The sequence below is a fragment of the Paraliobacillus sediminis genome, from assembly GCF_003426055.1.
Map to the genome: position 1 here is coordinate 907333 of NZ_QJSI01000001.1, position 13172 is coordinate 920504.

Annotated in this window: 11 protein-coding genes, 1 pseudogene and 2 riboswitches; of the genes and pseudogenes, 5 read left to right on the top strand and 7 right to left on the bottom strand. The window is 36.1% G+C overall.

Going from position 1 to position 13172, the window contains the following annotated elements:
- Positions 1–288: 288 nt before the first annotated feature.
- Positions 289–1377, bottom strand: coding sequence for a diguanylate cyclase (locus D2K60_RS03900; protein ID WP_240335262.1), 1089 nt, complete (start codon positions 1375–1377; stop codon positions 289–291).
- Between the two features lie 275 nt (positions 1378–1652).
- Between D2K60_RS03900 and D2K60_RS03905 the strand changes: the two genes are divergently transcribed.
- The gene (locus D2K60_RS03905) at positions 1653–3221 is read left to right on the top strand and encodes a bifunctional GNAT family N-acetyltransferase/carbon-nitrogen hydrolase family protein (protein ID WP_117168669.1); all 1569 of its coding nucleotides are present in this window, start codon (positions 1653–1655) and stop codon (positions 3219–3221) included.
- A gap of 271 nt (positions 3222–3492) precedes the next feature.
- Positions 3493–4923 (top strand): flavin-containing monooxygenase, encoded by a 1431-nt coding sequence (locus tag D2K60_RS03910; protein ID WP_117168670.1) that lies wholly within the window; start codon positions 3493–3495, stop codon positions 4921–4923.
- A gap of 367 nt (positions 4924–5290) precedes the next feature.
- On the opposite strand, the gene D2K60_RS03915 is transcribed toward D2K60_RS03910, so the two are convergent.
- From D2K60_RS03915 to D2K60_RS03925, 3 genes are read right to left on the bottom strand one after another with little or no spacing between them, the layout of a single operon-like run.
- Positions 5291–6088, bottom strand: a complete 798-nt coding sequence (locus tag D2K60_RS03915) for an energy-coupling factor transporter transmembrane component T family protein (protein ID WP_117168671.1) — start codon at positions 6086–6088, stop codon at positions 5291–5293.
- A gap of 22 nt (positions 6089–6110) precedes the next feature.
- Positions 6111–7571 carry an ABC transporter ATP-binding protein gene (locus tag D2K60_RS03920; protein ID WP_117168672.1) on the bottom strand — a complete coding sequence of 487 codons (1461 nt, stop codon included), beginning with the start codon at positions 7569–7571 and terminating at the stop codon, positions 6111–6113.
- A gap of 18 nt (positions 7572–7589) precedes the next feature.
- Entirely contained in the window at positions 7590–8168 is a 579-nt protein-coding gene (locus D2K60_RS03925; RefSeq protein WP_117168673.1) for an ECF transporter S component, read from the bottom strand.
- Positions 8169–8281: 113 nt separating this feature from the next.
- A riboswitch (TPP riboswitch) is annotated at positions 8282–8391 on the bottom strand.
- Between the two features lie 268 nt (positions 8392–8659).
- On the opposite strand from D2K60_RS03925, the gene D2K60_RS03930 reads away from it, so the two are divergent.
- Positions 8660–9298 carry a DUF3889 domain-containing protein gene (locus D2K60_RS03930; protein ID WP_117168674.1) on the top strand — a complete coding sequence of 213 codons (639 nt, stop codon included), beginning with the start codon at positions 8660–8662 and terminating at the stop codon, positions 9296–9298.
- Between the two features lie 46 nt (positions 9299–9344).
- Here the strand turns inward: D2K60_RS03930 and D2K60_RS03935 are convergent, their stop codons facing one another.
- Positions 9345–9740: an SET domain-containing protein gene (locus D2K60_RS03935; protein ID WP_117168675.1), complete on the bottom strand. Its 396-nt coding sequence runs from the start codon at positions 9738–9740 to the stop codon at positions 9345–9347.
- Between the two features lie 196 nt (positions 9741–9936).
- Positions 9937–10037: riboswitch (TPP riboswitch) on the top strand.
- A 65-nt stretch (positions 10038–10102) separates the two neighbouring features.
- Between D2K60_RS03935 and thiT the strand changes: the two genes are divergently transcribed.
- On the top strand, positions 10103–10666 hold the full coding sequence (gene thiT, locus D2K60_RS03940) for an energy-coupled thiamine transporter ThiT (protein WP_117168676.1): 564 nt from the start codon (positions 10103–10105) through the stop codon (positions 10664–10666).
- A 46-nt stretch (positions 10667–10712) separates the two neighbouring features.
- Here thiT and D2K60_RS03945 read toward each other — a convergent pair whose 3' ends face one another.
- On the bottom strand, positions 10713–11405 hold the full coding sequence (locus D2K60_RS03945) for a TerC family protein (protein ID WP_117168677.1): 693 nt from the start codon (positions 11403–11405) through the stop codon (positions 10713–10715).
- A 133-nt stretch (positions 11406–11538) separates the two neighbouring features.
- Positions 11539–12612, bottom strand: a complete 1074-nt coding sequence (locus D2K60_RS03950) for a YkvI family membrane protein (protein WP_117168678.1) — start codon at positions 12610–12612, stop codon at positions 11539–11541.
- A gap of 238 nt (positions 12613–12850) precedes the next feature.
- Here D2K60_RS03950 and D2K60_RS21265 point away from each other — a divergent pair.
- Positions 12851–13057, top strand: a pseudogene (locus tag D2K60_RS21265) (glutamate synthase-related protein); the annotation flags it as partial.
- Positions 13058–13172: the final 115 nt, after the last annotated feature.

Consider the following 13172-nt stretch of genomic DNA (forward strand, 5'->3'; position numbering starts at 1 on the left):
CTAGTTTGATCACAAACGGTTGGTAATTGATCACAAATCCGACCGGTTGATCACAAACAGTGGTAAATGATCGCAAATGCCACCGATTGATCACAAAACCTATCAAGTTGATCACAAACCAAAAAACGCAAGAGCCACTGAGAGTAGCTCTTGCGTCGATTTTAACTAATTGGCGTATCCATGTGTGCTTTGAACTCTTTTGTTGTCATAACACTTTAAGCAGAAGAGGATAAGTTACTTTCTATGGTGATTTTTAAAGAGTTTTAAAAAAAGAAGATAGTCACCTGTTTATAGGTGGCTATCTTCTTTCTCTAGGACTGAGTATGAGTAGACCTTATTTCTACCGCTATTTTTTGATTTGTATAATGCAGCATCTGCGTTTCTATACAAGTTATCCATATAGATTGAGGTGTCAGGGTATGTTGCGACGCCAATAGATACTGTGATGTTAATAGGTAGGGTGTCATTATTTATTAAGAATACGTAATCTGCAACGTTTCCCCTAATTTTTTCGGCTATTTGTAACACGTCTACATATGGATAATCCAGTAATAAAACGGTGAATTCTTCTCCACCATTTCTTGATACGGTATCAAGTGGACGACAGCTATCTTTTATAATTGTGGCAACACTTTTCAGTATTAAATCACCTTGTGGATGCCCGTATGTGTCATTTACTTGCTTAAAGTGGTCAATATCAATAACTAAAATAGATAACTTCTCCTGTTTTTTCATTCTATTAAATGCACGATCAAAACTTCTTACATTATTTAGTCCAGTTAATGGATCGAGGAATGCGTTGATTTCGTATTCTTTAAATAACTTATTCGATTGGAGTAAGTGATTATTCATGGAGACAGCAAGTATGCCAGCTACAATTATGATGAGCCAATATGCAACATTAATCGTAAGATAAGTCTTGAGCTCAGTAAATAGACCATAGGTTATGATTGAAAATACGATGTTACTAAGAATGAGCATAGTGATTACAGATAACCATCTGTTTTTGATTCTGCTAGCAAAAAATAAAAAGATTAGTGCTGAAAAGACTACTAAGAGTACATTTGATAAGGAGGATAGATTAAATCCTATAAGAAATCGGTAAACGATAATGCTTACTCCTGTAAAAGTTGTCGCAATCCAACCGCCATAAATCGCAACAAGCATTAATGGGATTATTCTTAGATCGATTATCGTATTTCCATCCACTTGGATACTAAAGTACATTAACACAATACCTAATATCCCACCTGCAATGCCAAGGAGAATGGTCTTGTGATTATATAAGGTAATGAATTTCGATCGATAGATTTGGTGATATAAAAATATAAAAGAAATTAATACTGTAAGATTTAAAAAGAATGCTTCAATAAACATTATCACGTTGGAAACGACCCTCTCAGTAGCGCACGGCTATTTTAAAGAACATAAGAAGTATATTCTAATATATCCCCAACATTTTTGCTATAGAATTATTAATCGCAGCGTATAATTATTCTAATTTATTGAACAAATTAGGAACGAGTATTCCTTTTGTAAGTTGGATTATAAATGATATAATAAAGAGATAACGTTAGAGCATGGTGGGTGGTTTGCCACATCCTTAATATATAGATAGAAGCAGTATAAGATTATGAAAGGGTTGGTGTATCATGTCCACAGACAAATTGGATTTATCTAGCTTCGAAAAAAAAATGGTAGTAAGAAATATTAGAAAAAATGATTTTAAACAGATTATTCAGATGCAAGCAGTATGTTTTCCTAATATGGATCCTTGGGAAATAGAGCATTTAGAAAGTCATCACGCTATTTTTCCAGAAGGACAGATATGCGTAGAGTATGATGGGAAGTTAATTGGAAGTAGTTCTAGTCTTATTATTAACTTTGATGAGTACGATGATAAACACACATGGGATGACATTACAGATGAAGGGTATATTACAAATCATGATCCAGAGGGTTATAACCTATATGGTATTGAAGTTATGGTTGATCCTGCATTTAGAGGTATGAAAATTGGAAAGAGAATGTATGAAGCGCGAAAAGAATTAGCGCGTGAACTAAATTTGAAAAGTATTATTATCGGTGGAAGAATACCGAATTATCATAAATATGAACATGAACTAACACCAAGGGAATACGTAGAAGAAGTAATGAGCAAAAATATCCACGATCCTGTGCTGACTTTTCAGAGTATGAATGGTTTTACTGTTATGCGGATAAATCCTGGATACATGCCAGACGATAAACAATCAGCAAAATATGCTACATTGATGGAATGGAATAACGTTGATTATCATGCAAAAACAAAACGTCATTTCAAAACAGCTTTCCCTGTTCGGATTACCGTAATTCAATATATGATGAAGAACATTGAATCATTTGAAGAGTTTGCTACACAAGTAGAATATTATGTAGATGTGGCTTATGATTTCGGTTCAGATTTCGCTGTATTCCCAGAAATCTTTACGACGCAGCTGATGTCATTTTTAGAAGAGAAGGTTCCTTCTAAATCAGTTAGAAAACTGGCCGAATATACAGAAGATTATATTGAACTTTTTACAAAACTAGCTGTTAAATATAACGTGAATATCATCGGTGGGTCACATTTTGTTGAAGAAGATGATCATATTTATAATATTGCCTACTTGTTCCGTCGCGATGGTACGATTGAGAAACAGTATAAGATTCACGTAACACCAAATGAGAAAAAATGGTGGGGAATTAAACCTGGTGATGTTGTGAAAGTATTTGATACAGACTGTGGTAAAATTGCCATTCAAATCTGTTATGATATTCAATTTCCAGAGCTTTCCCGTTATGCGGTAGATCAAGGTGCTAATATTATTTTTGTTCCGTTTTGTACGGATGATCGTCAAGGATATTTACGTGTTCGCTATTGTGCACAAGCCCGTGCTGTGGAAAATCAAGTCTATACCGTTATCGCAGGAACAGTTGGGAACTTAACACAGGTGGAAAATATGGATATACAGTATGCGCAATCCGGAATCTTTACGCCATCAGATTTTGAATTTGCACGTGATGGAATTATTGGCGAATGTCACCCTAATATCGAAACAGTTGTAGTAGGTGATGTTGATTTAGAAATCCTACGTAGGCAACGAAAATCAGGAACAGTACGTCAATTACGAGATCGTAGAAAAGATTTATTCGAAATTAATTACAAAAATATTCAAACAGAAGTGAAACATTTAAAATAAGCGTTTATGAGAAAGCCCTCCATTAGTGAAAACTATTGGAGGGTTTTCTTTAAGTGAATAACATGCATGAAAATGTCGTGCACCTTTGATTTTTCCTAACGCTTCATTTAATAGTAACTTTAAACAATTACAAAAGAAAATTTAGACATAGTATACATACGATAAAGTTATCAGAAATGTTAAAATAATTATATAAGCACAATAAATTTTAATGAACGTCCTGTTTAAAATGGATTTTCAGATATAGTTAATGAAGAGAGGGATGAAAGGCATGAGTTTAGAAGAATTAAACAAACGAGTGAAAACCGACCTTTCCTATCTTGCGTTTGGTGGTTCAGACTGGGTACGCCCACATGACCATTCAGAAGGTCATGTCTATGATGCGATAATTGTTGGAGGCGGCCAAAGTGGTTTAGCAGCAGCTTTTGGACTTCTCCGAGAGAGAGTATCTAATATCTTAGTCATTGATGAAAACCCTGATGGGTTGGAAGGGCCATGGGAAACTTATGCTCGTATGGTTACGTTACGGACACCTAAACAGTTGACCTCCATTGATTTGGGCATTCCTTCTTTAACATTCCGTTCTTGGTGGGAAGCTCAATTTGGACCTGAAGAATGGGAAGCAATTGATAAAATTCCACGTGGAGATTGGATGAATTATCTCCGTTGGTATCGAGCAGTTTTAAATTTACCTGTTATAAATAAAGTAAAGTTAAATCTCATAGAACCGACAGAAGAAGGCATACACCGTCTACATATTGAAGGAAAGGGCGCGCCATCAGAGACATTATTGGCCCGTAAAGTAGTTTTAGCTACTGGGATTCAAGGAGGAGGCCAATGGTATGTGCCACCAATGATTTCAGATAATCTACCAAAACATCTTTATGCACACACATCGAAACCGATAGATTTTGAAAAACTAAAAGGAAAGAAAGTTGCTGTCTTAGGTGGTGGAGCATCTGCTTTTGATAATGCTAACTTTGCATTAGAGGAAGGTGTGGATGAAGCGCACGTATTTGTCCGTCGAAAAAAGATGCCACGTATAAATCCAATTCGACAAATGGAGGCTTCTGGATTAATTGAACGATTCCCTGCCTTGTCTGATGCAGATAAATATGCTGCTATCGCTCATTTCTTTAAGCATAATCAACCACCAACAAATGACACATTTAGTCGTGCAACATCATGGCCAGGTTTTAACCTACACTTAGGTGCACCATGGTTAAGTGTAGAGACTAAAGGTGATGGCGCACAAGTTACCACACCACAAGGTGCATTCTACTTCGATTTTCTTATTATCAGTACTGGTCTTTTAACCGATCCAGCTTTACGACCAGAGTTGAAACGTGTTGAAACGCATATTGCACGCTGGGGAGATCTTTATGATGCGCCAGATGAAGTCGCAAATCCTGTCTTAGATGCGCATCCATACCTTAGCCAAGGCTTTTCTTTTATAAGTCGAGATGAAAAAGGAAAGAAACGTTTACATGGATTATTTGCTTTTAATTATTCTGCTTTAATCAGTTGTGGTATCTCAGCTTCTGCACTTTCAGGAATGCGGTTTGGCGTACCGAATTTAGTAGAAGAAATCTCTAATCAACTTTTTCTTGATGATCGCGAAGACATTCTAAAGAACTTTTTTGACTATGATGAAGAAGAATTTGTAGGCGAATGGTCGAAAACAAGTAACCAATCTGTTTAATATATTACTCAACTCTCTGACATAAAAAATGAGCGCTGAACGGTGGCTGTTATGAGTTTGGCGTGTGTTCATTATAAACCTTGACACGATTTAAAAATTGTTAATTACTGAATAAACATAGACTCTGTCTTAACTGTCATGTTGATTTCCGCTTCAGGCAGTCGCTTTCCGCGGGCAAGTCTTCAGCTAACTTTGAAAAGCAAAAACCACTTTCCAAAGTGGATCTTCAGATCTTGCTTTTCCCGCAGCGTGTCTAAACTTGTAAGATACTTACCACAAAGTTTTTCTCAATTGCGTCAGATCAAATGTACAGATGATTTACCAAAGAAGCGTCCTATCCGGCATAATGCTGAATAGGACGCTTTGTTTACTCTTGATAACGCACATCTTGAATATCCCAAAAGGTGAAGTTGTCTACTAGTAAAAAGGACAATCCAATTGTAATAATAAAATAAACAATAAAGCCTAGATCATATTTAGAAAAGCCAAATTGGTAATAGTAGGTTCGGTTTTTTGCAACAGAGAACCGTTTAGCTTCCATGGCAATCGCAATGCGATGGGCTTTGCGAATGCTTTGTGCAAGCATTGGAATAGAATATGCTTTTAGTTTTTTATAAAAGCCGACGATACCCTTTTGGTGCACAACACCTCTAACCTTTAACGCATACCGTAATGTTTGAAATTCCTCAATCATAATAGGTATTAAACGTATCGCCGCCATAAAGCTATAAGCATATTTAGGTTTTAACTTTACTTGTTGCATCAATGAATAGAACAAATATACCGGTCTAGTTGTTAGTGCAAAAATAACACCTAATAGCGCAAACAGTATGCCACGAAAACCTAAATGCATACCTCTAACAAAGCTTTCTTCCGTTATGTGGATAAGTCCCCATTTGAACCATGTGCTATCTCCCTTTCCAAAAAAGATCATCGATGTAGAAGATGTTAAAAAGATAAGTAGAAAAGGAATAGTTATTAAAAGAAGCCTCTTCTTTGGATGTCCAGTAAAAAATAAATAAAGTAAAAGCGTACCACCTAAAAAGTTGAGAAGTAAGTTTATATTATGGATAAATAAAACCCCAGTAAATAAGAAAACAATGACGATAAACTTTAAACTGGGATTTATTTTGTGTAGCCACGTTTCTTCAAAGGAAAAGTCCATTTGTACGCTTTCGCCTCCTTGTTTATAATGCTCTACTTTGCTTGATAGACGTTCTAACTTTACGATCTTCTACTAATTTCCCATCCTTAACTGTCCAAACTCTACTTGCAAAGTGATCCACAATCTGTTGATCGTGCGTTACCATAATAATTGTTGATCCGGTCTTTCTTAAATCTTCTAACTGTTCAAGGATGCTAAAAGTATTTTTTGCGTCTTGTCCGAAAGTCGGTTCGTCAAGTAATAGAATGGGCTGATTGTTAACAATAGAAGCTGCAACACTAAGCCTACGTTTTTGCCCCATTGAAAGTTGATATGGGTGATTCTGCTGCACGTGATGCAAGTGAAATATGTTTAGTAACGTGGTAACACGTTCTTTTATTTTATCTTCACTCCACTTTTCAAGCTTCAATGTATAAGCAATTTCGTCATAGGTTGCGTTCGTAATAAACTGTAACTCAGGGTTTTGAAAAACAAAGCTAATATAATCTGTCATACGCTCTACTTTTCTGTTATCTATGTCAAAAATCTCATAGACGCCTTTTGTCTTGATTAGCTGAATCAGCCCATGTAAGAGTGTACTTTTACCTGCACCATTTTCACCAACTACTGCTATCCATTCACCTGGATAGACTGCTAGATTGTCGACTTCTATTTTCTTTGTTTTTCCGCGATAACCAGTAAAATTTTGAAGAGAAAGAGCAGGCGCTTGATTAGAATTTTCATCAATCGTCGGATTTACCTTCTTTGTTTTTCTTAGATAATCTTGCCACACTTCTGGATACCAAATTCCTTGTTCGATTAAAAGATGTTTGTATGCTTTGAAAATATCGTGACTCGATCCATCAGCGATAATTTTTCCAGTTTCATTTAGAATCACGACGCGATCAACGATATCAATAATATGATCGATTTTATGTTCCACAATAATGAACGTTCTATCTTTTTCGGTTTTTTTAATCGTATCCCAAACAGCTTTTGTTCCTTCTGGATCTAGCATCGCTGTTGGCTCATCTAAAAATAACACCTCTGGTTCAAGTGCTAATACACAAGCGAGCGCCAAGCGTTGTTTCATGCCACCAGATAACGTTTTGATGTTGGTGTGCAAATCGTCAAATGATAACCCTACTTGTGATAAATAGTTGCGCATCAGTGTCTTCATCTCTGCCCTTGGTATTTGTAAGTTTTCTAAAACAAAGGCAAGCTCCTCATCCACATAAGGCATGCAAAATTGTGTGTCCGGATCTTGAAATAAATACCCCCAGGAGTTTGGCGTATCAATCTTATCTGCTTTCATCGCTATCTCTATTGAGTTTGGAATTAGGCCAGTTAATACTTGTAAAAGTGTTGACTTTCCAGAACCAGATGGGCCTAGCAATAAAACCTTTTCCCCCTTTTTAAAAGAAAGGGATAAATCTTTAAACAATAAGGAGGAACCTCCTGGAAACTTCAATCTTAAATTTTCTACTTCTGTTATATGTGGCATAAATAAAAGCCTCCTAATCTAGTCTAATGATTTATAATCATCGCTCGAAACAGGACGTACGAGGTTGGTAACTCCTGTTTTTTCTAAAGCAGTTACAATTAAGCGGGCAAAGACACCAGCAATAAGAATCGCTCCAATAATTCGCGCGCTAAACATTAAAATTAAGTTCCATAAAGCTAAGTCCCCGATATAGCCATAATAATAGTCAATAACGATAGATGCGATCGCTGAACCGATACCGGCAAGACTTACAACAAACATGTTGAACTTTTTATAACGAAATGCGGCAAATATGAGCTCCGCTGCTAATCCTTGTCCTATACCAAACAGAAGTGTAGCTACACCCCATTCGCCTCCAAAAATAAATTCCCCGTGAGCCGCGGCTACCTCTGCCAGTAGTGCTACACCTGGTTTGCGAATAATTAAATAAGCAACGGTTGCAGCGATAAACCACATCCCATAAATCAGTTGTTCGATATGTAAACCAAATGTGGAAACAATCCCATAAAGTGGTCCCCAAAGCTTATAAATTAAACCGAAAATTAAAGCAATAATCACTGTTACAAGAATATCGGATAGATTCAAACTCTTTCTCATTACATACAACTCCCTTTTCGAATTTTTAAAATTGTGAACACAAAAAACCACTTTCTTTACGCATAAAGAAAGTGGTTGTATCGGAAAATTTAAAATAAATGTACAGATTTAAGCATTCCGTCACGCCACTTCCCTACGCTAGTGCAAACTAGATCAGGTTCTAAGGGTCTTAAAGTTGGTTACTTTAATCTCAGTCTTTAAAAAGACACCCCTAGTGGGTAGATATTTAATTTTGTAGTTAGCATACCATAATTTAACTATAAGTCAACGGTAAATTTTTGAGTAAATGTTGTGTTTGATCACAAAACCGAGTGAATTGATCACATAGAGAGTAGATTGATCATATAGCAATAGACTTGATCAGATCTTCAGTGAAATGATCACAAACTGGACTGATTTGATCACAAGTAAATAAATATTAAATAAGATACTGTCACAAATCCGACTAGGTCAAACATAAACTATCCTAGTCTGAAATTAGGGGGTAAATGATGTATCCATATTATAATCAGTATCAACCGGTTAATCAGTTTTATAGGGAAGTTCCTTATTCACACCCGTATCCGCAACAATTCAGTTACTGGGACCGCCAACCATTTACAAGAGGCCAAGCGACATGGACCGAGGGGGGACGTGTTACACAATGTGGTATTCCTTGGTCACATAATGAATATATGACAGCCGCTGTTGGAGTGAATTCACCTTATCAGTGTGGTCAATCTTTAAAGGTACGCGAGCTTTCTACCCAAAATCAAAGGGAAATGATTGTGACGATTGTCGATAAAGTTCCAGGGTACCCAGCGGATAAAATTAACTTACATCGAAAGGCATTTGAAGCGTTAGGTGCAGATCCAGCTGTTGGTGTGATAAATATTGAGTTTGAAGCTTCACCAGAATTAGCGGAAATAGAATGGGGAAAATATTTGTTAGAAGTTACGCAAGTAGCTTATCCGAATTATAATGTATCAGATTATAATTTTGTTGAACGAACAAACCCAGCTCCAAATCAAACAAGGGAAGTTTATCACTATACGTTACAATCCCCTCAAGAAAGGATTAAAATCCAAGGCACTGTAATTTATAATCCAAATACGAATCGTGTTATATCTTTTGATATAAAAGAAACGTAAAGTGCAAAAAAGCCCAATCTATGTTTTAATCGGATTGGGCTTTCAATCATTTATTCAATTCATCAAAATTCATGTTGAACCACAGAGGATCATTGTTATTCACATCACCATTATAGTTTATTAACAATTCCTCTCCAGCCTTTATATCTGTGTGAGCAAAAAACACAAAAGTATGGTTTGGAAAGTTAATATCGTAATCGGTATTTGGTGTATAAGAATGGTTGAACAACATACCGTATCCTAAAACGACCGCAGTATGATTTTTACCATATTCAAATACGTAATCATCAAGCACTGTTTGTTCCATGTGTTCGTGCTCCTTGTTTGGATAAGGAATAACAGGTGCAATATGGACTGTTTCTCCTTTTTTTATGTCGCGTGTAGCGAATACGCCTCGATTAAATTCCCCGTCGCTTAATGTAGATGTCTTTATCTCAATCATGTAGGTCACCTGCGATTTCTTCTTATTTTAATTCAACTATTCTCTATTTTGACATTTGCTATAGTCAAACGCAACTGGTTATACTTAGAATCAATAAGGTAGATAGAATTTTTGCTAATTTCAAAAAACAACTATTCCAAATTATGTATGACATTTTCACTTTATTATGATATGATGTACACGAAAATCAAATAAGCATAACCACAAGGGGAGCTGAAAAGCTGAGAGTGAACACGTTGTTCTAACCCTTCGAACCTGTTAGTTAATGCTAGCGCAGGAATGTGGAATCGTGATATGTCAATTTAAGGATACATATCTGTTCTCCCTTGAGGTTTTTTGTTTAAAAAAGGGGAGTTTTTTTTATGAAAAAATTAAGTTTAATTATGTTGATTGAGGCGTCTATTTTTGCATCATTAGCGTTTGTTTTTGATTTACTTCCGTCTATTCGGCTTTCTCCATCAATATCGATTTCTTTTGCAATGGTTCCGATTTTACTTTTAGCGTTTCGATGGGGTATTAGGGTTAGTTTAATATCTGGTTTTATCTGGGGGATTTTGCAGGTTGTTCTAGGTGATGCCTATATTCTAACGCCACTCCAGGCATTTATTGAGTATTTTCTTGCATTTGCTTTTGTTGGATTTGCTGGGCTATTTTATCAAGTCATTCAATCGAACCTGAAAATGGGCAAAAAGAAAAAAGCATTATTTTGGATTGTTATCGCAACGCTTGTTGGTTCTATCGCACGTTACTTTTGGCACTTTGTTGCGGGATTTATTTTTTGGGGAGAATACGCACCAGATGATATGAATGTGGTGTTATTTTCATTCATTACTAACGGGATTACCATGCTGGGTGCCTTTGTTTTATGCGCGATCTTACTTGTTCTTCTGATCGGAACTTCTCCGAGATTAATAGTGAAAAAATAAAATAGATACTAACTCTCCATATTATAGATGGGGAGTTAGTATTATATTAGTAGCTGTCCGCTGAGCTTTTAATATAACCAAGCAGTAAAATAGTTAACGTAAGGAAGCCTACGATTAAATAGTTAAATAGACCGTTAGAGAGATCAAGTAAGTTTATTAACCTTTGATCCGTCAAAATCATTTCTCCAGCTGTCCACGCAAGAATACCAGCGCCAATATAAGCAATCCAACGGTGTTTTTCTAATACTTTTACGATCAGTTTCGATCCGAATATCATAATAGGTATACTAACCATTACCCCAATAATTATCATACGAATATCCCCATGCGCCGCTCCTGTAATAGCAACAACATTATCCAGACTCATTACCGCATCTGCAACAATGATTGTCGCAACAGCTCTTAATAAACCACTATGTGAGGTAATAGTGGTTGCCTCTTCTTGTTCAACAAGTAAGTTATAGGCTATCCAAAGAAGTAATAAACCACCAATTACATTCACATAAGGAATCTGCAACAAATAAATGACGATAGCAGCAAAGAATATCCGGAGAATAACAGCGCCGATCGTGCCTAAAAGTATTGCTCTATTTTGATGCCTTTTTGGTAGAGATTTGGTAGCCATTGCGATCACAACAGCATTATCACCGGAAAGAACAATATCAATTGCGATAATTTTTAATAATGCAATCGTCGCAACAGGTGTTATTGAGAATAGTAATGGGAAAAATACTTCCATTTTTTGTTCCTCCTATAGACAAGCGTTAATTAAAGATGGATAAGCTAAGTTGTCCATAACCAATTCTATGAAGGAAATTGAAATAGTAAACCATAAAAAGCAGAAGTTTTTTTAAAGCATTTATATTTGTGACCTATCCTTTTAACTGCTCCCTTTTAAAGATCCATACATAAATTAACCCTGCAAAAAAGAGAAAACCACCATAACCAACAGCAGGATATAAGTATTTAACCATAGCAGAAAAGCCGATTTGACTGAATAAAAAGGCTGCAAGAGTTGTGCCAGCAATCACCCATATTCGAAAGCGTGCGGCGATAAAGTTCATTCTTGAAACAAATCCATATAAATTTCCAACCGCAGTGGTATACACTTCAGCAAATAATACAATAGCAAAAATTAATTGAATAAAGGGGGCAATTTTAGAAGCAATAAGAATCATAGGCACTTCCACATTTGAAACACTATCTAAATTCGTTAAAATACTGAAAAAAATAGCAATGATCCCAATCCCTAAACCCAGTCCACCTAATAAGGCACCCCAAAGCAGGGTATTTTTATTTTTTGCTTTTGCCCCCATCGGTGCCAATACTGCAACGGCAATCACAAGATTATAAGAAGCATAGTTAAGAGCAGAAATGAACCAATTTGGTGCAGCACCTTCAATTGATTTCGATGCTTGTAAATCTGCAGCAGTTATTGGATTTATCGAGATACTATAGGTAGCGATAAAAAGGACAGAAACTAATAGTACTGGGACCACATAACTAATTGCATTAATAACACCTTTCATACCTGTTATAACAGTAAGTAGTGAAATAATTGCCATTAAGATCGTCCCCCATAATGATGCTAACTGAAATTGTTCATCAAAGATCGCGCCTGCTCCAGCTATCATGGCTGCTAAAGCACCGAATAGAAAGACTGTAATAATAATATCGATTATAGTGCCGATAATTTTTCCGTTAGTAAATCGCACTACCTCTACATAGGAGCTAACATTTAATGCTTTACCAATTACTAAAATTGTATAGCCAAAAAAGAAAAACAAGAGAGTTGCAAAGATAATTCCAAATATGCCGGTTATTCCATACGCACTAAAAAACTGGAGGACTTCTTGACCAGAAGCAAAACCAGCCCCAACAACAGTTCCAATATAAGTCGCCGCAACTTTAAATACGTTAAGCTGTGCAGGTGATTCCTTATTCATTTTATTTCCCCTCCTTTTCTAATCAGTAGATAGGCTTTACCACATATGTTTTTTTACTCCTAAAATAGTAAGAAATTGATTCCCTTAATCAAGGAGAAATTTATTATCATGCATGAATATGCAAAAAATGCAAAAACTATGGATACTCATGATTGAATTACATTTGTTAATAAGAAGAGATGTTGACATGAATCAGTACGGTTATCCTACTTCTCAAGGGTTATATCACCCAGAAAACGAGACAGGTGCGATGTCATTTGGTTCGATTAGCAGTGAAACACATGAATCATTGGCTATTGCAATGAATCGAATTGGTGGAAGAAGTAATTCTGGTGAAGAGGGAGAAGACCCTAATCGTTATATTCCTGTTGAAAATGGTGACTTAAGGCGAAGTGCAATTAAACAAGTAGCATCTGGACGTTTTGGTGTATCGAGTAATTACCTTGCCAGGGAATGCGATCGTTTTCTCATGGGTAGTACGCGGTTACCGTGAGTATAGGAAAAGTTAGTAAAAAGTGTATAAAGAGCATAAAACATCTATTCTCTGTTATAATGAATGT